33 protein-coding genes and 1 riboswitch are annotated in these 26,970 nt (G+C 35.7%); of the genes, 9 read left to right on the forward strand and 24 right to left on the reverse strand.

Translation table 11 applies throughout. The features are described 5' to 3' along the window. Positions 1-466 precede the first annotated feature (466 nt). Positions 467-574 (forward strand): YjcZ family sporulation protein, encoded by a 108-nt coding sequence (locus tag MKY80_RS12790; protein ID WP_080695207.1) that lies wholly within the window; start codon positions 467-469, stop codon positions 572-574. A 404-nt stretch (positions 575-978) separates the two neighbouring features. Here the strand turns inward: MKY80_RS12790 and MKY80_RS12795 are convergent, their stop codons facing one another. The 5 genes from MKY80_RS12795 to MKY80_RS12815 form a co-directional block, all read right to left on the reverse strand. Beyond that, positions 979-1,701, reverse strand: coding sequence for an SDR family oxidoreductase (locus tag MKY80_RS12795; protein WP_043990285.1), 723 nt, complete (start codon positions 1,699-1,701; stop codon positions 979-981). A 239-nt stretch (positions 1,702-1,940) separates the two neighbouring features. Further along, on the reverse strand, positions 1,941-2,099 hold the full coding sequence (locus tag MKY80_RS12800; RefSeq protein ID WP_008177317.1) for a hypothetical protein: 159 nt from the start codon (positions 2,097-2,099) through the stop codon (positions 1,941-1,943). Positions 2,100-2,304: 205 nt separating this feature from the next. Beyond that, the gene (locus MKY80_RS12805; protein WP_089987242.1) at positions 2,305-2,592 is read right to left on the reverse strand and encodes a hypothetical protein; all 288 of its coding nucleotides are present in this window, start codon (positions 2,590-2,592) and stop codon (positions 2,305-2,307) included. Then, positions 2,574-3,554, reverse strand: coding sequence for an anti-sigma factor (locus MKY80_RS12810; RefSeq protein WP_089987241.1), 981 nt, complete (start codon positions 3,552-3,554; stop codon positions 2,574-2,576). The genes MKY80_RS12805 and MKY80_RS12810 overlap by 19 nt, the downstream gene beginning before the upstream one ends. 2 nt (positions 3,555-3,556) lie before the next feature. Beyond that, positions 3,557-4,033 (reverse strand): sigma-70 family RNA polymerase sigma factor, encoded by a 477-nt coding sequence (locus MKY80_RS12815; protein ID WP_008177314.1) that lies wholly within the window; start codon positions 4,031-4,033, stop codon positions 3,557-3,559. Positions 4,034-4,996: 963 nt separating this feature from the next. Here MKY80_RS12815 and MKY80_RS12820 point away from each other — a divergent pair. Then, positions 4,997-5,338 (forward strand): hypothetical protein, encoded by a 342-nt coding sequence (locus tag MKY80_RS12820; RefSeq protein WP_036148714.1) that lies wholly within the window; start codon positions 4,997-4,999, stop codon positions 5,336-5,338. 84 nt (positions 5,339-5,422) lie between these two features. On the opposite strand, the gene MKY80_RS12825 is transcribed toward MKY80_RS12820, so the two are convergent. Then, positions 5,423-5,791 (reverse strand): DUF6713 family protein, encoded by a 369-nt coding sequence (locus MKY80_RS12825; RefSeq protein ID WP_089987239.1) that lies wholly within the window; start codon positions 5,789-5,791, stop codon positions 5,423-5,425. A 178-nt stretch (positions 5,792-5,969) separates the two neighbouring features. On the opposite strand from MKY80_RS12825, the gene MKY80_RS12830 reads away from it, so the two are divergent. Then, on the forward strand, positions 5,970-6,170 hold the full coding sequence (locus MKY80_RS12830; RefSeq protein ID WP_008177300.1) for a hypothetical protein: 201 nt from the start codon (positions 5,970-5,972) through the stop codon (positions 6,168-6,170). Between the two features lie 113 nt (positions 6,171-6,283). Here the strand turns inward: MKY80_RS12830 and MKY80_RS12835 are convergent, their stop codons facing one another. Then, positions 6,284-7,366, reverse strand: coding sequence for a DNA alkylation repair protein (locus MKY80_RS12835; RefSeq protein ID WP_090002746.1), 1,083 nt, complete (start codon positions 7,364-7,366; stop codon positions 6,284-6,286). Positions 7,367-7,569: 203 nt separating this feature from the next. On the opposite strand from MKY80_RS12835, the gene MKY80_RS12840 reads away from it, so the two are divergent. Next, entirely contained in the window at positions 7,570-8,517 is a 948-nt protein-coding gene (locus MKY80_RS12840) for a YafY family protein (RefSeq protein WP_342529592.1), read from the forward strand. 50 nt (positions 8,518-8,567) lie between these two features. On the opposite strand, the gene MKY80_RS12845 is transcribed toward MKY80_RS12840, so the two are convergent. The 7 genes from MKY80_RS12845 to MKY80_RS12875 all read right to left on the reverse strand — a co-directional run bounded on the left by MKY80_RS12845 (position 8,568) and on the right by MKY80_RS12875 (position 12,205). Then, a complete protein-coding gene (locus MKY80_RS12845) occupies positions 8,568-8,870 on the reverse strand; it encodes a GNAT family N-acetyltransferase (RefSeq protein ID WP_338138371.1) in 303 nt (100 codons plus the stop codon). Further along, entirely contained in the window at positions 8,843-9,040 is a 198-nt protein-coding gene (locus MKY80_RS12850; RefSeq protein ID WP_239354757.1) for a hypothetical protein, read from the reverse strand. Before MKY80_RS12850 ends, MKY80_RS12845 begins: the two co-directional genes overlap by 28 nt. A 62-nt stretch (positions 9,041-9,102) precedes the next feature. Further along, the gene (locus tag MKY80_RS12855; RefSeq protein WP_008177296.1) at positions 9,103-9,444 is read right to left on the reverse strand and encodes a hypothetical protein; all 342 of its coding nucleotides are present in this window, start codon (positions 9,442-9,444) and stop codon (positions 9,103-9,105) included. Continuing rightward, entirely contained in the window at positions 9,437-9,775 is a 339-nt protein-coding gene (locus tag MKY80_RS12860) for a YolD-like family protein (RefSeq protein ID WP_008177295.1), read from the reverse strand. The genes MKY80_RS12855 and MKY80_RS12860 overlap by 8 nt, the downstream gene beginning before the upstream one ends. A gap of 10 nt (positions 9,776-9,785) precedes the next feature. After that, entirely contained in the window at positions 9,786-11,045 is a 1,260-nt protein-coding gene (locus MKY80_RS12865; protein ID WP_008177293.1) for a UV-damage repair protein uvrX, read from the reverse strand. Next, positions 11,042-11,263 (reverse strand): transcriptional regulator, encoded by a 222-nt coding sequence (locus MKY80_RS12870; protein WP_025117591.1) that lies wholly within the window; start codon positions 11,261-11,263, stop codon positions 11,042-11,044. The genes MKY80_RS12865 and MKY80_RS12870 overlap by 4 nt, the downstream gene beginning before the upstream one ends. Before the next feature lie 504 nt (positions 11,264-11,767). Further along, on the reverse strand, positions 11,768-12,205 hold the full coding sequence (locus tag MKY80_RS12875; RefSeq protein WP_043990282.1) for a carboxymuconolactone decarboxylase family protein: 438 nt from the start codon (positions 12,203-12,205) through the stop codon (positions 11,768-11,770). A gap of 320 nt (positions 12,206-12,525) precedes the next feature. Between MKY80_RS12875 and MKY80_RS12880 the strand changes: the two genes are divergently transcribed. Next, positions 12,526-13,026 (forward strand): Rrf2 family transcriptional regulator, encoded by a 501-nt coding sequence (locus tag MKY80_RS12880; protein WP_008177282.1) that lies wholly within the window; start codon positions 12,526-12,528, stop codon positions 13,024-13,026. Positions 13,027-13,126: 100 nt separating this feature from the next. Here MKY80_RS12880 and MKY80_RS12885 read toward each other — a convergent pair whose 3' ends face one another. Both MKY80_RS12885 and MKY80_RS12890 read right to left on the reverse strand, forming a co-directional pair. Further along, on the reverse strand, positions 13,127-13,753 hold the full coding sequence (locus MKY80_RS12885) for a nitroreductase family protein (RefSeq protein WP_342529603.1): 627 nt from the start codon (positions 13,751-13,753) through the stop codon (positions 13,127-13,129). Between the two features lie 25 nt (positions 13,754-13,778). Beyond that, a complete protein-coding gene (locus tag MKY80_RS12890) occupies positions 13,779-14,183 on the reverse strand; it encodes an Ohr family peroxiredoxin (RefSeq protein WP_043990281.1) in 405 nt (134 codons plus the stop codon). A gap of 117 nt (positions 14,184-14,300) precedes the next feature. On the opposite strand from MKY80_RS12890, the gene MKY80_RS12895 reads away from it, so the two are divergent. From MKY80_RS12895 to MKY80_RS12905, 3 genes are all read left to right on the forward strand, one after another. Next, positions 14,301-14,771, forward strand: a complete 471-nt coding sequence (locus tag MKY80_RS12895) for a MarR family transcriptional regulator (protein ID WP_008177278.1) — start codon at positions 14,301-14,303, stop codon at positions 14,769-14,771. A 308-nt stretch (positions 14,772-15,079) separates the two neighbouring features. Beyond that, positions 15,080-15,898 carry a MerR family transcriptional regulator gene (locus MKY80_RS12900; RefSeq protein ID WP_089987236.1) on the forward strand — a complete coding sequence of 273 codons (819 nt, stop codon included), beginning with the start codon at positions 15,080-15,082 and terminating at the stop codon, positions 15,896-15,898. Positions 15,899-15,960: 62 nt separating this feature from the next. After that, positions 15,961-16,632 (forward strand): DUF554 domain-containing protein, encoded by a 672-nt coding sequence (locus MKY80_RS12905; protein ID WP_008177274.1) that lies wholly within the window; start codon positions 15,961-15,963, stop codon positions 16,630-16,632. Between the two features lie 677 nt (positions 16,633-17,309). Here the strand turns inward: MKY80_RS12905 and MKY80_RS12910 are convergent. The 5 genes from MKY80_RS12910 to MKY80_RS12930 form a co-directional block, all read right to left on the reverse strand. Then, positions 17,310-17,879, reverse strand: a complete 570-nt coding sequence (locus MKY80_RS12910; protein ID WP_258955269.1) for a YdeI/OmpD-associated family protein — start codon at positions 17,877-17,879, stop codon at positions 17,310-17,312. After that, positions 17,864-18,796, reverse strand: a complete 933-nt coding sequence (locus MKY80_RS12915) for an alpha/beta hydrolase (RefSeq protein ID WP_089987235.1) — start codon at positions 18,794-18,796, stop codon at positions 17,864-17,866. The genes MKY80_RS12910 and MKY80_RS12915 overlap by 16 nt, the downstream gene beginning before the upstream one ends. A 91-nt stretch (positions 18,797-18,887) precedes the next feature. Beyond that, positions 18,888-19,817 (reverse strand): YafY family protein, encoded by a 930-nt coding sequence (locus MKY80_RS12920; RefSeq protein WP_010861406.1) that lies wholly within the window; start codon positions 19,815-19,817, stop codon positions 18,888-18,890. A gap of 617 nt (positions 19,818-20,434) precedes the next feature. Next, a complete protein-coding gene (locus MKY80_RS12925; protein ID WP_216604827.1) occupies positions 20,435-21,343 on the reverse strand; it encodes a hypothetical protein in 909 nt (302 codons plus the stop codon). A gap of 379 nt (positions 21,344-21,722) precedes the next feature. Beyond that, positions 21,723-22,169 (reverse strand): DUF4362 domain-containing protein, encoded by a 447-nt coding sequence (locus MKY80_RS12930; protein WP_237068894.1) that lies wholly within the window; start codon positions 22,167-22,169, stop codon positions 21,723-21,725. Between the two features lie 514 nt (positions 22,170-22,683). On the opposite strand from MKY80_RS12930, the gene MKY80_RS12935 reads away from it, so the two are divergent. Then, positions 22,684-24,084: a VanZ family protein gene (locus tag MKY80_RS12935; protein ID WP_253734821.1), complete on the forward strand. Its 1,401-nt coding sequence runs from the start codon at positions 22,684-22,686 to the stop codon at positions 24,082-24,084. A gap of 475 nt (positions 24,085-24,559) precedes the next feature. Here the strand turns inward: MKY80_RS12935 and MKY80_RS12940 are convergent, their stop codons facing one another. The 3 genes from MKY80_RS12940 to MKY80_RS12950 all read right to left on the reverse strand — a co-directional run bounded on the left by MKY80_RS12940 (position 24,560) and on the right by MKY80_RS12950 (position 26,920). Then, a complete protein-coding gene (locus MKY80_RS12940; RefSeq protein WP_089986977.1) occupies positions 24,560-25,840 on the reverse strand; it encodes a Na+/H+ antiporter NhaC family protein in 1,281 nt (426 codons plus the stop codon). A 104-nt stretch (positions 25,841-25,944) separates the two neighbouring features. Next, a riboswitch (SAM riboswitch) is annotated at positions 25,945-26,048 on the reverse strand. Positions 26,049-26,167: 119 nt separating this feature from the next. Beyond that, complete coding sequence (locus MKY80_RS12945) at positions 26,168-26,401, reverse strand: DUF3953 domain-containing protein (RefSeq protein WP_089986976.1); 234 nt, start codon at positions 26,399-26,401, stop codon at positions 26,168-26,170. A gap of 186 nt (positions 26,402-26,587) precedes the next feature. Beyond that, positions 26,588-26,920, reverse strand: a complete 333-nt coding sequence (locus MKY80_RS12950; protein ID WP_089986975.1) for a hypothetical protein — start codon at positions 26,918-26,920, stop codon at positions 26,588-26,590. Positions 26,921-26,970: the final 50 nt, after the last annotated feature.

Consider the following 26,970-nt stretch of genomic DNA (forward strand, 5'->3'; position numbering starts at 1 on the left):
TTCACAAAGTAAAGAGGGAGCAAAACTGATAAAAGCCATCGAGAATTGCTTCTTCTCGATAGCTTTTGTTTCAGGAGACAGAGTTGTCTGTCCTTCTTTATGTCGTATTCTTCTATTAAAGGCAAGACGGGGCATTTTACATAAACTTTCAAGTAGCCACTAAGATGAATTTCTTTTTGGTTACTTTTTTCATTAAAAGGCTAAATCAATCCTTTTCTATTGATTTTTTTCTTTCAACTATCGCTTACCCCATCTAGCAAATGATTCAACTGCTCAAGCTCTTTCCCTATGCTCCGCTACTCCAGATGTAATCAATATCTTTCAATCAATTTTCCATACCCAATCAATTTGTCTCAGTTTGTCACAATAAAATTTCTTTTTTATAGCTCTATAGGTCTGGATAAATACCTTTAAACTTCCTATAACGATACATACTATACATATAGAGAGAAAGGAGGGATACTTTATGAGTTATTACGGAGGCAATAACGGCGGCGGTTACGGTTCAACATTCGTTCTAGTTGTTGTTCTATTTATTCTATTAATTATTGTCGGCGCTTCAGTTTTATACTAATCTCCCATTACTCATTTGTCCTATATAGGAACAAATCATAATGATAGATAGCCCTATTAGAGCCATTTATCCATCCCAAATCATCTGACTAAACATCTATTCCCCCTTCCCCCAACCATAACAATATTTTCACATTTTCATATGACCCTCTATTCATGAACAATTAGAGATTGGGCGAAGGGGATTAGGGTAATGGTTATGGTTATGGCTCTAAATCAGCATTCAGTTTAATTATTATCGATGCAAGCTTATGTTCAAATAGTAAAACCATCCAACACTTCTCTGATGATATTGTTCGCCTCTAATGTTCATAACTACTAATACCATTCATTGTGTAAAGGGTCACATTCCTCTTTGTGGCCCTTTTTAATTCAAACCTTAACAGTTCATTAGCTCTAGGAATATCAAGCATTTACATCCGTTATGGCAGGGACATTAATTTCCTTGACACATGAAGCGGGTGATAAATTAACCACACATTGCACAATAGCTACAATATCTTGGACAGGGATACGTGTACCTTCATATAATTGGATGGCCTTTTCGGCTCCTTCCTCATAAGGGACTTCTGCTGCTAGCTCCCCAGGATTAATGCAAGTGACAGAAATTCTGTCTTCTCTTAAATGTTCACGTAAAGCATTTGTAATGCCTCGTAAACCGAATTTAGATGTGACAAATGAAACCTGTGCATTGTTTGTATGGTCTAACCCTGCCGTTGAACCAATTAAAATAACCTTTCCATTTTTCGCTTGTCTTAAATTCGGTAAAAGTGCCTGAATATATGTAATAGTGGACGTTAGATTGATATTGATTAAATTTGAAATATCCTCGACTTCATCTCTATCAAATGAATAATCATCCTCGAAGCCACGCTTTTCCCAAACCCCAACATTATAAATTAATACATCTATAGCGATATCTTTTAATTGTTCTTTTAATGACGGTATTTGTTGTTGGCTAGACAAATCAATAGAAAGCCATTGACGATTTACGCCATCATTGATTTCTAAGCTTTTAGGTTGTGTACGTGAAACTACCCATACAGTATCCCCCTTGGCAGGTAAGCCTTTTACAAAAGCGTCGCCTAACCCCTGACTTGCTCCAAATACAATAATATTTTTACTCATTTTTACCATCCTTTCCATATCAGCATTAATTAGTAGATTATAGTAACTTTTACATTAAGTCCATTATGAGCTAGACCTAGGTCATCATCATTAAAAACAATATGTATGAAATATGAACAAGCACATAGTCTAGGAGCCGCTATTTATAATGGCTTGGCAAATAAAGCTTAAAAATGTAAAAAACCAGGTACTCCGCAGAGCGCCTGGCTTCCTTGTATTAGATTGAGATTTAAACATAGTTATTGGGGTAATTCAGAGGATTTTTCAAACTCAAGTATATACCCATCTATTTTTGCTTTTTCTAATACTTCTATATATTCTTCTTTTCTTTCATCTAGTCTAGAATCTTGTGTGTTTTGATAACCCGGATATAGATTGTAATCTACTGGTTTACCCATAAGTCCACCTCTTATTCTCTATTTTTTTACTCATTATAGAATATATTGATATTTTCTGACAATTACTTTTGCTATTTTTGATTACAAAGACTGACATGACATCCCAACTGTCGCCTTATAGAAAACTCATATCTATACTTTATTACCTATACAAATTATATTTCAAAAGACTTACAACGCATAGGTTATGCCATGCTTGCTTGTCTTAAGGAAATGGGGTAATAGTCCAACCAACAAAAAATAGAACCGTCATAAACAAAATAAGATAGCCACCAATAAAGATTCCCCACTTGCCTAGAGAACGACTGGGTCTCGAAAGGATCGCAATGAATCCAAAAATGATTGTCAAGGTAATGAAATTCTTACTAGTAAATGGAGCACCATAGCCAATGATAATCCAACTATTAACCATGATAAGTGTCCAGAGGCCAATGCTAACACTAGCCCAGCCAAAAACATTGAAAATGGTTTGCTTTAACGTACCCAATTCCATAATTTAACCTCCCCTAGTTTCATATGCTTCATCATTGTTAAACTTTGTAGCTGTTCAACCTCAGCTTTAGGTCCTGTAACGACAACCCCATATGTTTTCATATCATGCTGTTTTAAATAATGGATTCTCTCTTTTAGGTCCAGATTTTTATGAGCGGAAACAGCAGTAGCCGTTTCCTCATAATCAACTAGAAAATTTAAGATGGATAAAAACGTTTGTTCATGAGAAGTAGCACCTTTAAATGGGGACCAATTTGTTTGATCTGGTTGTACAGGATAGCCAATAGGCGATACAACATTCCCATTTGCACTTAGCATGGTGTCTTCTACTCCTGTATAAATGGCTGCCCATGTGACATCTACATTTGGCATTTGCTGAATAACTTGATCTACTGTATATAAATCATTGAAAGAAAGATATGCTTCTACAACGGTTTCATTGGGTAATCCTTTTAATTTCCTTTGCTCCTCAATTGTATTAAATTCTCCTCGATTATTAGGATGTACTAGCCATTGATTCGTTTCTGTTGGATATTTTGGATACGATTTTTCCAGTTTTGAAGTAATCTTCTTTCCCACTAAATTATTTAACATAAAGCGTGTATCATAATGCTTCACTGGATAGACCTCGTCACCGATCTGCTTGTATTGCTCAAATGATAATCCCATTGAAAAGAGCGAGAATTCCATATCAAATTCAAGTTCCTCCAATGTCGTATTCGGTTCCGTTACATAAAGAGTCTGACTTGTCACATCCATTAAGGTTGTAGACTTTGTGCCAAAGGCATAGTACAAAAAAGTTAGCATATAACAAGTGGGGACAATTAAAAGGGCAATCGTCAGCGTTGTTACAATCAGCTTCCACTTGGATGATGCAATGGCTTTTTTTATAACATTTGTTGAAGGTGCATCCCCTTTTTCACTTTTCTTTGCTTGCTGTAATAATTGTTGATAAGAATCCACCTTTATTCCTCCCTTGTTATTAGTGTGCGCATTTTTTTGCGACCTCGCGCTAAATGACTTTTCACCGTATTCACGTTTAATTGCAAGATGTTTGCAGCTTGCTCATTTGTACAATCATGTACATCACATAACAAAATAATTTGCTTTTCGATTGGTTTAATTTGTTCAAGTAGGTTGATTAATTTCAAAAAAGCATCTTGTTCAACGATGATTTGCTCTGGTGTATTGGAATGCATTTGATCAATATTGTCGGAAGTTACATACCGCTTCTCTTTTCGTGTACTGTCGATATATGTATAGTAAGCTACTTTAAAAAGCCAAGGTTTGATGTCTTGAATTTCTTGACCAAGAAGGGTAATATGCGCTTTTGTAAATGTGTCCTGAAGCAAATCCTCCGCTGCACTATGATTTTTCGTAAGTGAATATAAATAGCGATATATATCATTCATATAGGTGATATATATTGTTTCAAGTTCCATCTCTTCCCACCTTTCAACCTACCCTCGTATATAGGTCACAAAAGGTTGCAAATAATTTAAATTTATTTTAAATGGTTACTTCAAAAAAGTGGTAACACATTAAAAAACGGCAAAAATCCATACATAATAAATGGATTTTGCCGTTTTATCTAACAAATGGTCTTTTATATAAATTTTACGTATAATTTGACAATAAACAGCCAATATAAAATGGCGTAGTGTCTCACTACTTAAAGAGCTACAGTGATTTCGATCGCTGTGGCTTCTTTTCTTTAAATGCTGGATCACTATTTAATTGAATGGTTACAAATATAAAGAGCTCCTAGTACTAGGCTTGTTCGATGAACGCCTATCTCAATAACTTCATGTATAAGTATTTATAAATGACACACACTATGTTGGAGTGTATCGCACGCACTATTTAAGGCTGTGGCGCTAGTTGACCGTCGCAGCCTCCTTAGAGTGATGAGTAGTACACCATTATAACTTACATAAGAGGTGTTTCGGTTGACCACATTAGCAAAATTATTGTATTTCGCTTTCCTTGTAACATTATTTTTAATCACTATGATTTGGGACTATTTCATAAATGATAATTGGGCTTTGCTCGAAAATTTATTCTTTTCCTTTTGGGTAGCGAGTTTTATATTTATAGCATTGCTACTTAGAAGTAAAAAAGTTGACACGGAAAAAAGCTAAAAATAGAAGCTGATTAGAGTAATTGAACTGCCCCGTGAAGGTTAGACATCTATCTAACCTTTACAGGGCAGTTTATAATATCTGATCAGCTTTTTTCTATCTCTATTCCCTCTTCATTAGTCGATAAATCTTCTACTAATCTACCCATCTATTTTTTAATCAAAGGTAGATGATGAATACAACTAGAGAGTGTAACAAGGAGCTACATATTATATCAAGGTAATCTGCAGATTATATATTTTTTAGTTGCAAGGAGGTGAATACATGCCTTTAACTACTGGTCCTATTGAAAACACAGGAAATCAACCAGCTAATGCAAGTAGTGTTCGTGTCAAAGTTCTTAATCTCACTGGAGGTTTACTAACTGGGGTAGTAAGAGTTTTTAGACTAAACGGTTCAAGACAATTATTGTCCACTACTCCTTTTGCGGCAGTTGCCAATGGTTCTACTTTTGTAACGCCAGGTGTTGGAAGCTCGCCTCAGTATGAAGTTGAAATCGTTCCCAATCAAAATGGTGGAATATATAGCGTTTATGGACGCACAGCTTCTGGTACTATCATTGCTGCCCAACGGTTTGTAAATTCGGAATTAACACAGACTTTCTAGATTTTAGTTCATGCCGAAAAGCCTTATACATTCGTATAGTATAGGGCTTTTCATTTTTCCTTTGTACCAAAGAATCGTCTTATTTTAAACATTTATTAAAAAGAATAAGTGGATGGCTGCAAGAATTCCCATCGGATAAATGATAGCTCTTGAAAACGAGTTTTTAAATCCATTTCGAGGATGTCTTTCAAATAATAAGTGTAGGATTGTATGTGTGATAAAGAATATATCGAGAACCCAAAACGTTATGGTTTGATAGGTGCTGAATAGTAAGGAAAGTATAATGACATAAAGAAAAAGATGAATCCCTGTGAATACTTGATAAGCCTTTGAATCTTCCATATCCTTTAATACGATAAATAATCGCCACTCCGAGCGCCTTATTGCATCCATTTCATGTAAAAGAAATATAGATAGGTTTAATAAAAAAAGGATTAGCAATAAATTAGGCATATAAAACCTCCTCCACCTTTATACACCCTATGTTACTATAAAACCATTTTTCAAATTTCAAGTAAATCCTCTAAAATATGTCGATATAAAGTCGCGAATCATGTTGAAATAGGAGTTTGAATGTCACATTCTCCTTTTTATGATACAATTTACATATATTACATAACGAGGTGATGGCGTGGAAGATAAAAAGTTAGTTTGCAAGTCCTGTGGTAGTGATTCTTTTACGATTGGACAAGTTGGTGGCGATTTTAATCAAGGTAATGTTAGGCCTATTGATTCTGTCTTTTCAGTTGGCTCCCCGTTTATTTTTAACTTTTGTAAAGACTGCGGAGAAGTAGCCTCCATTAAGGTGGAAAAACCGCAATATTTTAAATAATCCCTAGTGAAATGGGGTCACTCCCATCTCAGTGACCCTTTAGTGGTTTATTAGCCCCTATATTTCTCTCCAGTACTTTCATTAAAATCGCTCATCCAATCTGTATGCTTACTTTAGCGTTCAACGCAAAACTCTGTTGTAGCTAGCTCTTTTCCATTTATTATTACCGCTAGCTTATGTTGACCTGGATAATGCTTTCGGGTTGTTAAATCTTTAAAATGGTGATTTCGTGTGTATCGGTGACTCTCTTTTTCGAAGGTGCGTTCCGTAATTTTGAATAGCTTTCTTGAAGTTGCTCCATTTGCTTTAACAAAATCTATCGCATATTCGATTCGAAGCTTCTGTGGTGCTGTAGAATTAGTTTGAACCGTAAATGCAAAATCAAGGGTTTGTCCAATCGCCAACCTAACTTTTCCTAGCGCTAACTCATGGATTGTTACATCTGGAGAGATGTCAAAGCCGAACAAGAAAAGCACCTCAGCATCTCCTTTTCGCAATAAACCTCGACATCCATGCTTAATAATCCAATCTGTGATTGAGCTCTCTCCGTGCCATTCATGAGCAAGTCGTTTCACTAGTTCGGGATGATCCTTGGCAATATCATTTAAATTATTGGCGACACTTTTCTGTACATAGACAGATGGATCCTGTTTGAGCAGGTTCAATATCGGTAAGATTGGTGACGGGTCCAATTTGTATATTTCCAATGCCGATGCCCAAGGTAACCTAGGGCGACACCCCTCACTAGCTAATCGTCTAATATGAGGATTAGCATGGCTCGCCCACTCTAACATTTGAGCCATCATCTTCTGAGGATCTTTTAAAATAAAAGGCCGAACAGCGAACTCTGCGCTGGAGAATTCCGTAAACACCTCTAATCCATGAATGGAAGCCTGCCAATCATCTAGTCCATATACTTCTACAAAATCAGGCAAAAATAAATACTCCACTCCCTTACATGTAGGTGCAATTTTTATCAATATTGATAATGCCTCACAGTAGGATGTCGGCAAGGTTGCCCGTAATGAAGTACTGATATGCCTAATACGCTGTTTGAATTTTTTCATTTCCCAATCGTCATCATGGATTAAATTCATGAACTTATGTGAATCAAAGGCAGAGTATTCAGCCTGTACGATATTGATAAATTGATGGAAGAAATCTGTTGTATATTTACCCTCAAATGTGTCAGCCATGACCCATCCCCCTTTTCGCTAACATAACTTCCACTTCAAAGTTGTGTTTGTCTTGTGCCATTTTTTTCTCCTTTTATGCTCTTTATGACGTGGTCAATGTACTTTTTATTAAAAATTCATAAACATTGACTTCAAGTTTTACTATACGGGATAATGGTGACAACTACTGTCACTATTAATTTTGTTTTTAAGGAGGAGCTTTGATGCACAAGGCGCAAAGACTTATTCAGCTCATGATGAAGGTCAACGAACGTAAAAAGTTTACCATTCAGGAGATGGCTGATGAATGTGGTGTTTCACGCCGAACAATGATTCGTGATTTAATGGAACTGAGCGAACTAGGTGTACCGCTTTATTCCGAAGTTGGGCCTAATGGTGGTTATCGTGTTTTGCGTGAAAAAGTGCTACCACCTATTAGCTTTACCGAGCATGAGGCAATTGCATTGTTCTTTGCTTGCCAATCATTACATAATTACAAAGCTCTCCCCTTCAAAAATGAAGTAAATACTGCATTGGATAAATTTTTCTACTATTTATCAGGTGAGCTCAAGCAAAAGATTGAAAGTATGCAGCAACGTCTTTTATTTTGGGTGCCTCCTCATGAATTAGAAGTGCCCTTTTTAAAGGGATTACTGGAGGCTGCACTTGAACAGCAGGTTGTCACCATCTTGTATGAAGCGGCCACTACTAAAAATAGAACGATTCAGCCTCTTGGAATCTATACGATGAACGGGCTATGGTACTGCCAGGCTTATTGCTTCCTAGCTGAGGATTATCGAGTTTTTCGCATAGATCGAGTGAAAGATTTTTCTTTAGCTGAAGATCAAAGCCTGAAATTGGACATGACAAATGAGCACATTAAGTCATGGATCGTGCCAGCGGATGAAGTACATATGTTAGATCTTGAGGTAGAGTTAACACCAGAAGGAGTAAGACGTTGTCAATCAGAACTATGGTTATCTCAGTGGATGGAGCTTCGTGAAAATGGATACGGGTCGATACTCGCAAAAGTGAACTCTTCCTTTACACCATGGTTAGTCCATTTTTTTCTAGGCTTAGGTATGGAGGCCAATGTCAAACATCCCCCAATAGTACGGGAACAAATTAAAAGTAAGCTACAGGAACTGATGAAGCAATACAATGAAGAATAAAAACCAGGTTCTCAGTTGAGCACCTGGTTTTATCTTTTTTTGCCGTAGCTTCAAATATTCATGCTCATTTTTCTACTTATCCCCTTCATTCCTAGATGCTCATAAAATGCAATGGCATTGGCATTAAACTCCCAAACATTTAATTCTATAGATGTAGCTCCCCCTGCTTTTGCCCATTCCTTACAACCTGTAAATAATAATCCTCCAACACCTTGCTTTTGTAGAGCCTTTCTCACACCAAAATCATGAATATAGCCATATTTACGTCGTACTAAAGATTGAAATGAAGGCGAATGTTCAATGCTAATTATTGCAAATTCTACGACTAATTCATCGTTCTTGGCGATAAAAATAGGACTGTTTGATCTTCAAGCAAGTCTTTAAAATAAGATTCAGGCATAACCGATTCAACGCTTTTAAAAATGGCTGGTTCTTCCCTAACATGCTCTTCATGCCCTTCTCTCACAAGGCTATTCACGGCATAATAATCATTGCTAGTAGCTGTACAAATAGAAATGCTCACAGTTATCCTCCTCCAAAATATCCCTTTTAGTATATTGTAACTTATGACTCATTTTGAACCAATCATTTATCGAGATAACGGATGACGAGCTTTTCCACCTGTGTTTTCAATGCCTGGTTAGCATAGCGGAGGACTACATCATTACCTGCCGTTGCAATTTGGACATCGCTAAAATATTCGTCCACACGATGCCAACCTACCACTCGTATATGTTGCTGGTTAAGCTGCCTTTTGAGATCAAAATATTCTTGGCGTAAATCTTTTAATAATGCATCCATTAAAGGTACAAACGCGATTTTCATTTTAAATTGTTCAGCAAATCGGTAATCATGCTGTACTGATTTTACAGCTAATTCCAACAATAAATACTTGTGTAATAGCTGGCGTTGTTCAGCTTTAATCATAATAATCAGCTTCTAGTTGAGCTGATTGAATATGATGGATTGGAACACGTCTCGTTGTCAGTAGTGTTTCAAGTAACAGTTCGTTTGTAGATAGGTTAATGGCATGGATGATTCCCGTCCAATGCATGATTTTTCCATCGTTCCAAACATTTAATTGAAGATCTTGCTGCTGATGATAGGCTATATCGATTGTTTGCTGTAACTCTTCCAGTTCCCATTCTGTCAGCTCTCTTGGCTGCGCTGTATAGACTTCTTTGCATTCCCTTAGCAGGTCCAAATGCTCCGGCATCATCATAGATGCCCATTTTATATTACCTCTGTCTTTTATCATCCAATCACTCCTATGCCAAATGACCACCAACTAAGCGATCACGCTTGATGGCTGTCCCTGCCCCAGTAAACGAAACCGCTCGTAACAAGGCTGTTGCTCCAAACCTGTTGCGTATGGCATCCATCGTAGGTCCGATGAGCTGCCGTTGTGGTTTTCTTTCATCAAATAAATCCAATTGGATACTATGCTCTCTCTCAAGATTAGATATCCTTACCGATAACTGCCTTGCCGGCTCTCCCGCAAAGTGTTCATCCAGCAATTCTATGCACGTTTTATACATGACAAGTGTTTCATTTGTTGGTGTATCAATCGTTCTAGATCGATGAAACCCTTTGGTCATCGCATTCCGACTATATGAAAGACCCAAGCTAATTGTACGACCAACAAAACCAGCATCTCTCGCTCGCTTCATGACATCCTCACACATTTCTAAAAGCACTACCGATAAATCTTTTCGTGTATGATAATCTCTCATTAACATTTGACCCTTTCCAAAACTTAATGCTCCATTAGTAATTAACGGTTCCCCTAGCTTTGATAGATCGATTCCCCATGCATGATGATATAGCTGATTGCCCATAACACCAAATTGCTCTTCTAAATCATTCAAATCTGCATTGGCTAACCCACCAACTGTTTGAATCCCCATCTTATTTAGGTTGGCTTCCATCTGTTTGCCGATTCCCCACATTTCGGACAAGGGTCTGACTGGCCAAAGCTTTTTCGGTATATCACCGTACGTCCATTGAGCAAAACCCGTTTTCTTTGCTTCAAGGTCCAATGCCAATTTAGCCATTAGCATATTGGGACCTAAGCCAACAGCACTTGGTACATTATATTGATCCAAAATAGCGGCCTGTATTTCTCGAGCCGCTTGTTCAGGCGATCCCCAAAGCTTTTCAGTACCTGTTAAATCGACAAAGCTTTCATCTACACTGTAAACATGTATGGCGTCTACAGGAACATAATTAGCGATGAGCTTAGTAATCGTCATGGACATCTGTATAAAAAAGGACATTTTAGGTTCAAATAATTGGATATCGGGATGTTTAGGAATTTCGAAACGACGACTACCGGTCTTGATTTTATATTTTTCCTTCATCAATGGTGAGGCAGCAAGGACTACACTGCCTGGTTGATCGAAATTGGCTACTACAGCGACAGGTGTTTCTAAAATATCGATTCCATGTAGCATGGCGATACAGCTGGCATAAAAGCACTTCATATCTATACACATAATAGGTCTATTCGGCATTTCCTCATAGTTCATACAACCTCACGCTCTTTTCGGAAAACAGGAGTAACCGCGAGAACATTTCTGATGATAAAGGAACGCTTTGCTTGCCTCGTAAAACAAAATGCTTGAAATGAATCGCCAACAATTTTAATGACTCTTACACGTCTTTTTGTTACGGAACCATTTTTGGCTATATACATAATGTCCACTAATTGATTGCGTTGCATAGCTTTAATCAGTTGCTCTCTCATCGTAGTTTCCTCCACTATCTCTCAAAATTTGATTTGATGTACCTTTCATTTCCATTCCTACAACTGTGCCTTTTAGTAACAGCTTCAGGCAACCTGAATTTATCCAAATTTACGAATAGATTTCCCTTCACTTATCATATGTAAGAACACTTGTTTGTATACATATTAGAACAAACGTTTGCTTTTTAGCAAGATTAAATTTTTGGAAACAAAAAAATGGAAAAATAAAATTTTAACATTCATTTTAATTTGTAAGATGATACAGGGATTAAAGGTGAAATTACAGAAAAATATGGAATAAAAGAAGCGAAAGTAACGTTGGAGATGAAACGGCTTTGGAGTTCACCATTTGCTCAACGCAAACATGTGACGTGGAAAAAGAATGGATCATCCATTCATTAGATCATATCGTGAAGGCTGATTTTCAATTAAATAAAAAAGTAGAAATGCTGGTTTATCAACATTTCTACCTACTATTGATTCATTTTGAGCAAATCCTTTATATTATTCTGCGAAGTTGCCCATAGCAATCGAGATTCTATTCCAGCTGTTGATTTGGTTAATTAGAATTACTAAATCTACATATTCTTTCTCTGTATAATAATTACGAACTCGTTTATATAAATCATCAGGTACACGCATTTCAGACACTAAAGTAATGTGTTCGGTTAACTCTAAAGCGACCTTTTCTTCTTCTGAATAGAATGTACATTCTCTCCAAGCACTTAGACAAAATAGACGCTGTTCAGTCTCCCCCATTTTTTTGGCATCAGCGGTATGCATGTTCAGACAGAAGGCACATCCATTTATTTGTGAAGCACGGATTTTAATGAGCTCACGAAGCTTTCTATCGATACCATTCTTTTTCGTGTATTTCTCCATTTCCATCATTATCTGCATAGCATCAGGTGCAATATTATAATAATCTATACGTTGTTCCACGTTACATTCCTCCGATTCAATTAAATTCCTTGATGATAGTTTAGTAAAATTCATTCTTATTCCATCATGCTATTCCTTGGGCATGAAGAAATGGAAAACCATTTGTTCCGATTAAATTTACTGATTATACTGCCTCCCCCATACAAAATTAAAGACAAATATAATCGTCGATTAATTTAATCGTTGATTATATTTGTCTTTAATATATGCCTGTTTTTAATTTTTGTCAAATTGATTTAATTTAGATGAAGTATTTTTGAGGTATGATAATATACAAGATACATGTAAGTTTTCTAAAGGGATTAGAAGTAGGTGAATAAATGAAATATAGTGTCATGGTAGAGTACGCATTACACAGCCTTGTCTATTTAATAGATGTACCACCAGAGGAAAGTATTGGAATAAAGGATTTATCAGAATTTCAAGGGCTATCAGAAACCTATTTATCAAAAGTATTAGGTAAGCTATCTAAAGCCGGGATTGTCAGTTCAGTATCTGGTGTTAAAGGAGGATATAAGCTTAGTAAAAAGCCTGAAGATATTTCTTTTTGGGACGTTGTAAAAGCTGTAGAGGGTGAAAGTCCCATATTTCACTGTAAGAACATCAAAGCAAATTTTGCCAACCAAACTGAAAATTGTGATTCCTGTGCATCAGGTACATCCAATTGCACCATTAATATAGTGATGTTAGAAGCTGAAGAGCAAATGCGGAACTATTTACGAGGTAAAACAATTGCATGGTTAGAGGAAGAGCTTAATCGTACCTTGCCAAGTGAACGTATAGCAATGGCAAAGGAATTCTTCCACAAGAAAAATAATTAAATCAAAAAAGCACCAATACCAAAACAAAGCACAGCCTCCTAGCGACTGTGCTTTGTTTTTGCTTAATTATTTATCCCGCAATGAGCGAACTGCCTAAAAATTATTGATTAAACCTTACAAGGCGATCAATTGGAAGACGTGAAGAACCGTAAGCAGGTGCCGCCGCTTCACCAATTGCTAATAATAAAATAGGTATTTCATTTGCAGGTAATTCCATGTACTCCGCAAACTTAGCTTTATCAAACCCACCCATCGGAACTGTATCATAACCCATTTCTTTCGCTAATAACATAATTTGCATCGTTACTAGGCCAGCATCAAAGTGGACGATGTTCTCTAATGTTTTTGTCGAAGCTGACCCATACATTGTTAATGCGTCCTGTGCCAGTTTTTTCGCAATTTCTTCTGGCATATAGCCTAACTCCACATTTTTTGCATAGATTTCCTCAGCGTTTACATACATCTCCATATCTCCAATGACAGCAATAATAGCAGAGGCTGTTTCGATCTGCTCTTGATTAAATGAAAAGAAATTAATATTCTTTTGGATTTCCTTATCATCAATGACGATAAATCGCCATGGCTGCATATTGCTCGAAGAAGGCGCTGAAATAGCGTCTTGTAGTAGCTGCATAATGGATTCACGAGATATTTTAGTATTCGCATTATATTTACGAACAGATTTACGCTCCTGCATAATTTGTTTTAATGTTGAAGTTGATAACATATGATTTCCCTCTTTTTCAAAAAATTTAAACTGCTTTAATTGTTACATCAATATTTCCCATTGTCGCTTTTGAATAAGGACATACCGTATGTGTTAGCTCTAATAATTGCTGTGCCTCTTCCAGCGTTACTCCTTCAATATGTCCTTCGATATTTACAGCAAGTACATAGTCAAAAGTAGCTTGCTCCATTAACTTAACGGTAACTTGAATAGTTGATGCATGTTTAAGCTTTTTTTGGCGTTTAATCAAATCTAATGCACTATTAAAGCAGGCACTATACCCCGCAGCAAATAATTGCTCTGGATTTGTCACATGGTCTAATTTTGAGCCTGGTGGTGCAATTTTTAAAGATAGGGATTGATCCTCTGCATAGGATGTGCCACTACGGCCACCCTCATTAATCATAGTCGTTGAGTATAATTCTTTCAAATCGAAAACTCCTTTTCTATATCCTTTATTTTAAATTGCGCACAATTTAATTTTTACAAATTGAATTGTACACAATTTAATTGCGTTTGACAAGTAGGAACTTTATTTTTAATATAAATGTTAATAGAAGAACATAAAGAGGGGATTTTTATGCCTAATCATTTAGATAATCAACTATGCTTTCTTTTGTATGCCACATCCAAGGAAATCATTAAACACTATACATCATTATTGAAGCCATATGATTTAACTTATACAGGCTATATCACCATTTTAGCGTTGGAGGAAAACGAACAAATAACGGTGAAAGAATTAGGACAACGTTTATTTTTGGATTCAGGTACCTTAACACCATTGCTGAAAAAATTAGAGGCAAAGGGTTATATTTGTCGTGAGCGTTCCAAAGATGATGAACGACAAATGCAAATCTATTTAACAGAGGTAGGCAATGATGTTCGTCGCAAGCTACCTGAGGTATCGCGTCAAGTCATGCAACAATCGAATATTTCAGAGCAGCAATTTATACAACTAAAAAATGTTCTTCAAGACATCATACACAATGATTGGACCATGAAAGATAAAAATTAAGCAATGAATAGTATCACCTAAAACTTTTGATTCATGCTAGTGACAATCATTTTATACCATTAACAGATAGAACCGTAATTGGACACTGCATCTCATCCAACTACGGTTCTTTTAAACATCTGGGCAATTTGTAAAATACATTCACGTATGTCCCCTCTCTTAATTCGGCGATTCATACCCTAGCCGAAATAATGGCTTCTTTTTTGTCAGCATATCGATGCTCTCGTAAAATATCTAATTATTATTGGGCTCATGGACAAAATCAAGTACTATAATGATAATAGGACGTTTTTTAAAGGAAGATATACATGAAGAATAGATTTTCAATTGGAGAAATGGCTAAGCTCCATAAAACAACTATAAAAACCCTTCGATATTATGATGAAATTGATTTATTAAAGCCTATGCACACAGATAAAAACAACGGCTATAGATACTATTCAACAGAACAATTTGAGCAATTAAATACTATAAATTATTTGAAGGAATTAGGTTTTTCATTAAAGGAAATTAAAGGACACTTAGATCACAGGGATATCGATGACTTTTTGCATCTCTTAGAGGAACAGAAACGATTAACCGAAGAAAAGATTCAAGAACTGGAACGAATTAATCGCAGGTTCCAAGATCGAATTAAGGATATTAAAGTGGCACGAGAGATAAAGGCATTGGGAGTCCCATTCATAATGGAAAAACAAGAGCGAAGAATCGTGCGATTAATGGAAAAAATCAGTTCCGAGCCTCAACTGGAAGTTTCTCTGCGACAATTAGAAAATTTGTCGAATATGAATTCTTCTATATTTATTGGAGGCGTTGGCCTAACCGTAAGTATTCACCATCTATTAAATAACCAGTTTCATGAATACAATTCGATATTTATTTTAGTCGAGGAGGAGGATAGGCAAAGTCCTTTATTGGCCACGCTTCCTGAAGGAAAATATGCCTGTATTTATTTTAACGGCAATCATAATCATTCTCCCGCACATTATAAATCCTTACTGAATTTTATTAAAGATCAAGGTTTCCAAGTGATTGGAGATTCCATTGAAAGAACCATAATTGACCATTACATTTCAGGAAGTAAAGAAGATTATTTGACAGAAATACAAATACCAATAGAGTATTGACCCTCCCCTTACCGGAGGGTTTATTTTTTTACGTAAGGACAATTTTTTAAGGAGAATGAATTATGCTAGGAACGATATTTAATACAATGATGATTATAGTCGGAAGCATCATTGGAAGTATTTTTAAAAATGGGATAAAAGATGAATACCATCAAATCCTCATGCAGGCCATGGGATTAGCAGCGATGGGATTAGGAATAAATGCTCTAGTTCAACATTTACCCTCCAGTAAATATCCGGTACTTTTTATTGTCAGTCTAGCTATAGGCGGATTATTAGGTCAAAAACTTAATTTAGAATCAAAATTTAATGCTTTAGTGAATAAATACTCTAAGGGGAATTTAGCTGAAGGATTATCGACTGCAATTTTATTATTTTGTATTGGGTCATTATCTATACTAGGTCCTATAGAGGCTGCATTAAAGCAAGATTATACATATCTGCTCACGAACGGCATATTGGATGGAATTACTTCGATTGTTTTAGCCACTACATTTGGTATTGGGATAGCTGTTGCAGGTATTGTATTATTTCTATGGCAAGGTTCCATTTATTTAATAGCTAGTTTAATGGAGAATTCCATCAATAATGATCTTCTAAATGAATTGACGATTATAGGAGGTATATTGATATTAGCATCCGGTTTAAGTATTTTAGGCATAAAAAAATGCAATACCTTAAATCTTCTGCCCTCATTAATAATCCCTATTATTGTATTTTTATTTATACATTAAAAAGTGATCTAAATGTTGCTTTGAAATAAAGTTTGAGCAAAAATGCCTCGCGAATCCCTTATTTTACGTTAAATAAGAAGAATCCCTTTTGAAAAAAGATTGATCAAAAGGGATTCTTTTTTAGCAGTTTTAAGTTAGGTTTTATAAAAAAGTTTGATTATTTTCTACCTGTGTTGCTCCACAATCGCGCCCGATTGGTGAGTAACAATGAATCATTAATTAAACAATGACTTTTTCTTATATTTCGAGGCAAAAGGTAATCCAGTGTCTTTTTTGACTGGTAGTGCATCAATGTCCGTTCTTGACCCAATTATTGGATGGTCTTTATTGTCTTATAACATTGCGATTAATCCAGTTCCAAGGTACTGGTGAAAATGATGTCTTAATCCGATCGTATAATCTTTGTTTTCATTAGTTAGGTTCTTTACATTCATCTGTTATTCTTCTTTGTTTGCTTTATTCAATTGAATTGTCAAATTAAGTACAATACAGATATGCCTCAAAGGAAACTAAAAGACATGTTTTCTGTTAGACTTTAGGGTTCATGCCTTTTAAGGATTTTATTCAGTGTCTATTCTAACGGGCTTGACATTTAACGGCGTTTCTTTTTTTGATTGATTAGCGAAATGCATAACCCCTTACATACTCTCTTTGCGACAATGAAGCAAAATGAAAATCTAGGGTCTTAATATTTCTCCCTTGTCCCATGAAACAATTAATCGATTCAATCTTCTTAGCCGAGTTTCTTCTTTTTTAGCACTCATTACCCACCAAATAGAATCTCTTCTGTACGAAGGTGGAAGCTGATTAAAAAATTTCCAAGAACTTGGATGTTTTCTAATTTCATCCTCATATTCTTTCGTTAAAGTAACGTTCCTATGAACGGAAGAATAACCTGTTTGATCATTTCTTTGATTGAAAACAGTCAATCCCTCAGGCCTCATTTGATTGTGTTCTATCAGTTTATGCACCTTTTGCACATTAACTTTACTCCAGAGGCTATTAGGCTTACGTGGAGTAAAGCGAATTTTATAGCAATCTTCATCAACTGTTTTTCGTATCCCATCAATCCAACCAAATGACAGTGCACAATCTACTGATTCGGACCAAGTGAGACTTGCTTTATTGGTCTTTTTCTTAACAAAAACTACCCAAATTTCACTAGCTGTTTGGTGATGAATATCCAACCAATCAATAAATTCTGTTTGATTACTAAAAAATAGCACTTCACTCATTTTTCCAGCCATTCTAAAATCATTTGATTAAGCTCTTCAGGTCTTTCTTCTTGAATCCAATGACCAGTGTTTAAACTCTTAATGTCTATATTAGGTACAAAATCTTTTATATTTGGAAGCGGCGGAATAATATCTTTCTCACCATAAATCATCAATGTTGGCTGATGAAGAATAGGAGATACGTCACCCAATAAATCCCAATTACGATTTAAATTTCTGTACCAATTGATGCTTGGAGTGAAACCTGTCTTATTGAAGGCTGTGATATAAACAGAAAGATCATCATCGCTCATAACAGGTTCACCTAACGGCTGGGTTGCTTTAGCTAGATTAATCATTTCCATTCCTTCAACAGAGCCTTGTGATGGAACATTCTTTCGATATAAGTTACGAAGAAATTGGGCTGCATTTTCGTCTAATACAGCATCTGCAACACCTGGTTGTTTGTTAAAGTGAACAAAATAGTAATCATCGCCAAAAGCTTCTTCCATAAAATCAATCCAAGGTCTCTCTCCTCGAACTTGGTAGGGCAAGCATAAGTTAATCATTTTATTAACACGTTCTGGATGCAGCAAAGCCATACTCCAAACAACACTTGCGCCCCAATCATGGCCCATAAAAATGGCATCTTTGTATTGGTAGTGATCCAAAAGAGCAACAAGATCACCCGTTAAATGTTCAATATCATATTTTGTGACTTCTTTTGGACAAGAAGACTTTCCATACCCTCGTTGATTAGGAATAATAACGTGATAACCTGCTTCTACAAGAGGAGTCACTTGATGTCTCCAAGAAAAGGCATGCTCTGGCCATCCGTGGCAGAGAACGATAGGTTGCCCCCCATTTTTTTGTCCAGCTTCAAAAACCTCTAGCTCCACACCGTTACCCGAGATAAGTGTTGGTGTTGGAAATTCATAATTGTTTGTCATTTAACATCCTCCTAATTAAAATAAAAGTATCTTACAATGAAAATATTATCATGGACGTTTGACAACGGTCTGTCAGCTTTGAGAAACTCACTTAATGATATTTGTCAGCCATCAATCTGAGTTTGGAAGCAATTTTTTTGCGCATTTCTTTTGGAGCTAAGACCTCTATATGCTCTCCAAAACTAAATATGAGAGAGAACAACCATTCTTTTTCGGGGAATGTAGCTGTAACAAGAAGTTCACCTGTTTCTAACACCGCAATATCTTCTTTATTAAAAACATCCTTCACACGAGACTTCATTTGAGGGGAAACTTTTAAGACAATTGTTGTCATTGTTGTTTGTTCATTTAATAATGCCATAATCTCGTGATAGGATTTTTCTCGACGTTCAAATGAGTGATTTTCAATGTGAAAATCACTTATACGGGAAACTCTAAATATTCTGAAGTCTTCTTTTAAAAGACAATAAGCAAATAAATACCAAGTATAATTTTTAAATATGAGCGACATAGGCTCAACTTGTCTTTTGCTGACGATATTATCATAATTTCTGTAGTCAATAGTCAGTAAATTAGTCTGTGTGATAGCTTTCCTTAGCGTCTTAACTAATGCTTTTTGATTTGGAGAGTCTCCATAAGGATGTAAATCAATGATGATTTGTTCCATATGCAGCTTTAGATAATCTACCTTGTTTTCAGGAATGATATTTTGTAGTTTTTCTATGGATGATTCTAACTCAATGTCGTCAACTGTGAAATTAATATCCTTGAGAACAGAAAGAAGGGAGGACAGGTTATTAAGAGTTAGTACTTGATGATTTAATTTATAACTCTCATAAATGCTGAATCCACCATTGTTTCCGGAATGGGAAATGATGGGAATACCAGCTAGATTGATTGTTTCAATATCTCGGTAAATAGTCCGGACCGACACTTCAAATTTCTCAGCCAATTCATTTGCTGTTACACGATTTCTATTAAGTAACATCACAATAATGGTTAACATACGTTCTATTTTCATCTTGTTCTCCTTAAAAATATAATTTTATATTATGTAGTAGAATCAATTTCATAATACGCACTTTTAAAAAATCATAAAGAAACAGAATTTCGATGATTTCTTAAAAAAACGTATAAATAGCTAATTATGCTACAGAAAGTTGTAGTTGGGAAAGCCGATCAACCGACCTTTTCATCACAACATCTAGGATTGGATGAATGTCAATACCGGATAAAACCGAATTAAAACGTTGAGTAGGTTCCAAATCGATAAAACTTGCATGTCAAACAGGCTTTCTTGTCGTATAATGGACATAGGGGATATCTCTCCAGTCTGTTAATGTGTGTGTCGTAACTCTCATTATACAGGATTTGGGGAGGTACCCTATTTTTTTGTCGTTTTAAACTTAGAGCCCAAAGGGCTCAGAGATATGAAATTGATTCATCTACATTTAAATTTTAAACTAACCTGCTTCGTTAGTTTAAGTACATTAATTCACAATATAACCTAAATCTTAACATAATTCCCCTGAATTTCCTTGACGATGTTATTCAACAAACGGGCCCTTAAATGAAGAAAGACGCATTCCTCCTTACTAAAGAAATGCGCCCGATTGTGGAATAACATTGACTTATACTTTATTTACTATACTTTCCGAAAAATTTCTCTAAACGTTCTTCATCAATTGCATACTCTCCACGCCATGCAGCTAGTGGAAGAATAATATCGGAACGTGGGGAGCCTTTTGCCTTCTCATAAAGTTTCATTTTTTCAACGGTATCTACGAATCTATCAACCATTGGCGGATACAAATCATTTGGCATTATTCCAAATTCCGCCAAGGATAATAGCTGCCCACGAACACTATATTTACTGAACTTAGGAAATACTTTTTCCGATTTAATTCGTTGTTCTAACTTTCCTGGCGTTTCTCCTTGCGGGGCATTTCTGATTATATCTATTAACTTTCTAAATATTGCTATATCTTCTTCTGTTGGGGTTGGAACCTCTAGCTGTGAAAACTCTCTTAATTCTATCAGCATCAATTCAATACCTTCATTCCAAGAACCACCATAATAATGACTGAATAACCCTTCTCCCACATTTAAGTATTTTTCTTTTTTAACACTGCATTTTTGGCAGTACTCTGTATCGCTTAGGTAGGAATGATTTTTACACTGATTGGCATAAAGATAGCTTAATATTGGTTGTCTTCCCCTTGGAAAACTTTTCATACCTGCTACATAAGCTTGAAGTGCTTTATCCATCGTTACATTGAAATTTTTGGTTAATATCTTAAATTCATCGATCACTTTATCGTGAGTAAAATGTTCAATCTCATTTAATGGATAAAAACTTTCTTCCAAATATGTCTTTTCCTCATCTTTTAAATTATTTGTTGAAAAAATATAAACAGCTCTTTCATTATCCCAGACATCTCCATTATCAATTTCACGATAATAACCTTTTTCGTCTTTTTCATATCTCTTTTTGTTATAAACTTTTTTTAAGATTTTTAATAGTTTATCATTCACTTGATAGTTCATAGATTATTTCCTCCACTATTTTTATTTGAGTATAATCCTACATTTTGTGGTACGTTTTCGTTGGGATTGATATAGTAGGTTCCGAAAGGTTCATTATAGATACTTTTATAATAACATTTCACAATGGATTTCTAAGATTTACTGGATATTTTGGATAAAAAAAGAACATCAACAATCCTGCTCTTTAGTAAATTATTCAACAAAAAAAGCGTAAATCCTTGTTGGATAAACTCCCTCCGTTAGTTGAATAAAAAACGGACCCAAAGCGTCCTCCATCAACAAAAAACAGCGACAAACACCGATTTAACAGTGTTTGTCGCTGTTTGAAATGTTACCAAGCTTGCATTTGGGAACGTTATGTAGGTTTGTTTTGTATACTTTATTCAATAGTTAAAATTATGTTGTCTCCTATTGATGGAGTACAACCATCAAGTTCATAGCTTGTTTTTTCTTTATCTTCATTCACTATAATTGAAGTACAAGTTTTATGAATTATTTTACCTTGACCATATCCATCTCTTCTTGTATCAATTGTTACGTTTATAACTTCATTTTCAAATTCATAACCATAAATTATTGGGTCACCCTCTGTTGTATATTTAACCACTCTGATACTATCGTCTCTCTCTTGTTGTACACTGTTGAAAAATTCATCAAATCGCTCTTTATTTTCTAACTTACCATTTGTATCTATTATATCGTCTAATGTTTTAATATAAGGTGGAGGGTTATCGTCTGTATACATATAGATATCTTGTGATGTTTGTCCACTATTACAACCAGAAACTAAAAGTATAAAGAATAAAATAAAAAATCCAGCTTTCATTCTCAAGGTAAATATCTCCTTTGAAATTATTTGGACGTTCTATTCTAATTTTTCGATATAAATCTGCATTTCCCTTTTCTCGCCAGAAACTACTACTTTCTTCAAACCCAAAAAATCTTCCCAAAGCGTCGTTTGGAACCTTTTTTGTTAAAGAATGTTATTCAACAATCTGGCCCGTTTGTTGAACAAAAACATCCTGCATATCAACACAGGATGTTTAATCAAACTTTAATATAAATTATCGAACTTTGTTTTAAATGATCAAACTTTTTTATAAAACTATACTAAATCCTTATGAACAATCCAATTTATTATCTAATTATACGAACAAGCTAACTGCCCAAGCACAAAATAATTGCGTGCTTGGGCTTTCCCTTTTCTTAAGAAATCTTCATAAATATTCTCTCTAATTATTAATAATTTCCATTTACAATAATGAAGGTCGACATTACGTATAGCATTTGAAAATCATCATCAGAAAAAGGAGCATCACACCTTGGGAATTACTGAAATCATGAGCAACATCAAAATTTTGATGCTGCCCGTCATCATAATTATTGGCCTTGAATTTTTACTAATTGGACTTTATTTCTTTTATTATCAAAGACGACGATCCGATCACCAAAAACAAATTCCTGTAAAGAAGCTTCTGCTTGGCGCAATTTTTATCGGATATATTGTCTTTGTTTTGGAGCTGACAGTAATTGGTCGTGGCACTTCACATTTCATGCAGTTGAACCTTCAGCCATTCAGTGGTTATATAGACGCGTGGAAAAAATACTCTTTACGTGATCTTCAAAATTGTCTTTTTAATATATTGATGTTTGTGCCATTAGGAATGTTTTTACCTTTACTTATGGCTAAATGTAAAGAGTTTAAGTGGCTTCTCCTAGTAGTTGTAGGTGCAACAGCCTCCATCGAAACGTATCAGGCACTTTCAGGAGCAGGGATTTTTGAGCTTGATGATTTAATCAATAACTCACTTGGCGGTATTATTGGCTACCAATTATACAAACTTATCGCTTCTATGGCCCATAACAAAAAGGTAAAGGTAAAAAGTCTGATTGGAAACCTTGCCATACCTCTATTGATGGGCTTAATCTTTATCGTTATGAACATTGTCTACGCCCAGCAGGAGTTTGGTCACCTAGCAATTAACGCTTATACAAAATCAAAAATGTCAGATGTTCATGTATCCACATCATTGGAATTAAGCGCAGCACCAATCGTTGCTCCTGTCTATAAGAAAATCATTCAAGAGGATGACGTAAAAGACCTATTACAACAGAAACTAGGATTATCAGAGATGAATGTATCTGATGTCAAGGACAATGACGAAACGCTAGTGGAAGATAAAAATGGGGTCGCGTATACATTGGTTACAAATAATTCAGAGGGACAATGGTGGTTAACCGAGAATAATTATACACCGGAGCAAATTTCAGCTGTAGAGCAAGAAGAAAAGGCGAAGTCATTGATGGATGAACTTTCTATACTACCTCAAGATGCAGAATTTACTGTACAGGAGAATGGTGAATTTGAATGGACCTTACCAGACCGTCCTGATGTAACTAAAGATTACTGGACTGGAGATGTCAGTCTTGGCCTGAAACCGGACGGTCACATTTATTCATTAACCTACAGTCTTCATGAAAATCAATTTATACGAGAGGTAAACATACAGTCTCCTACAGAAATATATGAACGAATAAAGGAAGGCGATTTTCCTCAAATAAAGTATAACGCACTCGTACAGGAGGAAGACCTAATTATAAAAAAAGGAGACCAAATTGAAATTGAATCGATTGAGCTTTCCTATATGTATGATACAAAAGGCTTCTATCAGCCCATATACAATGTTTCTGGCAAGTTCAACGACAACGATTGGTTTACTTTAATTCAGGCAAGAAAGTAACACCTCGTTCCAAATACTTAAGCAAAGCCCAGGCTCCAATTAATAGAGCAACTGGGCTCTTTTATTTTCGACTGTAAGGGGCAATGAACTATCCCCCTATCTCCTAAAAGTAGACTACTCCCCTATTTTTCTACTATTATTTTTTTACCTAATACCATTAGTGTTTATTGTCTGATTCTTATTGAAATTTATTAACTTTAAAATAAAGTAAAGCCGTTGATTGATTTCCAGCTTTCCATGGGCGGGGTCGAACTGCACCCTCGCCCTTCGTTCCAATCTGGAGTGGATATTAACTTCACCACAAAAAAATGCTCCCTTTAGATAAACAGATTTTATTTTTTAATCTGTCTACCTAATAGGGAGCATATCAAACTACTCGATGGCTTTTGTCTACAGTCTGAAATAACCAGCTTGCTGATCTTTATTTAGATTGAGCTACTTTCGTCGTTCATGTTTAATTTTCAGTAGTAAAAGTTTAGGCTTTCTTTTTTTTCGGGTACCCAATGAATATCGCTATCATACCACAAATACCAATAAGAATTGGGTAGAAAGAGTACGGCAAGATACTCACTGGCGAAATTTTGGCTACGCTTGCGGCTACAAGAAATTGGGCTCCGTATGGGAGAAGACCTTGGACTGTACAAGAGAAAATATCTAAAATACTTGCAGACTTTCTCGGCTCAATCTCATACTGGTCAGCAATATTTTTGGCAAGTGGCCCGGCAATTAGAATAGCAATTGTATTATTGGCCGTAGATAAATTAGTTAGACCCACAAGACCAGCTATACCAAATTCAGCACCCTTCTGCGATTTAATCCTGCGCGTTACAAGACGGAGTAAAAAGTCAATTCCCCCATTAAATTTAATAACTTCCACCATTCCAGCTATTAATATAGCCAGAAAGGCGATTTCATACATCCCTTCCATTCCTTCACCAATCTTTTGTATAAGGCTCATTATGTGATAGCTGCCATCTGCTAAGCCAACAGCACCGGCGAGAACAATCCCTAATGCAAGAACGAGGAAAACATTCATTCCAGATAACGCTAAAATAATAACTAAAACATAGGGAATAATTTTTATCCAATTATAGCTTAGATGCTCTACTTGGGCTGTCCCCCCGGATGTCATAAACCCTAAAATAATACTTGTGATAATAGCTGCCGGCAATACAATCCAAAAATTGACCTTAAATTTGTCCTTCATTTGCGCGCCTTGTGAACGAACTGCAGTAATAGTAGTATCTGAAATAAAAGATAAATTATCACCAAACATCGAACCGCCTACAACCGCTGCCATCACTAAAGCAATAGGTAGCTCCGTAAGATCGCTTATTCCAACTCCAATTGGCGCCAGCGCAACAATCGTCCCCACTGATGTGCCCATGGATAGAGAGATGAAACAGGCAATGATGAATAAGCCTACGACAACCAGGTTTTGCGGTATAACCGATAAAGCAAAGTTAACAGTGGAATCTACAGCCCCCATTCCCTTCGCTACCTCTGAAAATGCCCCTGCTAATAGAAAAATAATAACCATCAGCATGACATTTAAATTTCCGGCACCTTGGCAAAAAATATCAACCTTTCGGGAAAACGATTCTTTTCGATTCATCGCTAGAGCTACAGCACCCGAAATGCTGATGGCTACAATGACAGGAAAGGCATAAAAATCACCCATTATAATCCCTGAACCAATAAATAAAATCATAAAAATAACAAATGGGATTAGCGCCCATGGATTCTCTTTCTTCATTGTCTACCTCCAAAAATTAAAAATCAGCCCTATTTTTTATTTTTTCACCATAAAAAAGGCCTCATCTTGAAATAACAAGAAGAGCCCTTATAGTTAAAACGCTCCTCTTATCTATCAAGAACATTGCTTGCTGGATTTGGCACAGTAACTTAATAGTTCCGCTGCCGAGATTTCATCGGGCCAGTCCCTCCATCTCTCTTGATAAGAAGAAAAAATATTATATTTTTTACACAATATTAAAATACTAAAATAAAACATCCATAATTGCAACATGTTTTTAATTGTAAAAAAATCCCACGACTATTATCAAGTGCGAAATTCAACTTTTTATACGAATACGAAGCTTTGAATGGACACATAGATCGAAAATATAAATACCCCGACTAAAAACCAACCATATAATTTTCTCTCTCTCCGAAATTCATTAATTCCTAATGTTAACATAAATAAACCTAGAAAAAGGATCATTAAAAAGTTTAGCCGATAATCATGTGTCATAAATCCGTAAATGGAAAGCGTGATGCCTATTATTGATAAAATAATTTGTACTGTTTTTAACAAAACGATTCCCCCTATTTGCTTGAACGAATACTAACAGTTATCTAACCTTTTTTGAATAAAAAAATTCTATGATGGGTGAGATGACAAATGAAAGCCCAACAACTTTTTATTTTTGTTTTTTTAATTGGCTTTTGAACTAGAAACAGGAAATTTAAGTTTAATTCGAACAGGGCTGACAAAAGGCTTTTACCCTGCATTTATCTTTTCTTTAGGTTGTGCTGTTGGTGACATGGTGTACGCTGTACTATAGGTTTTGGGAATAGCCTTTCTAGTACAATCTAGTACAATATTCCAATTCATTTTATGGATTGGCGGTACTATCATGCTTGGCCCTTTAACCTTCCAAGCTTTCCGAGATACGTTTGCATGCAAAAAATTAGAGTCATGGAGCAGCGATTGAAAAGAAATCATTATGGGCTTATTTTTTACTGGTGTTTGGCTAGTAGTTTCAGCAACGACTGCAATCGTTGATTCCCAACGGTTGGTGGAAGTATAGTAGGTGGTACAACTATTGGACATTCAGCAACTAAAAGCTTACCTCCCTTCTTCTTCGGATTTATCACCGTTTC

Origin of the sequence: Lysinibacillus sp. FSL R5-0849 (assembly GCF_038595075.1) — a bacterium.
In the GTDB taxonomy this organism is placed as follows: Bacteria; Bacillota; Bacilli; order Bacillales_A; family Planococcaceae; genus Lysinibacillus; species Lysinibacillus fusiformis.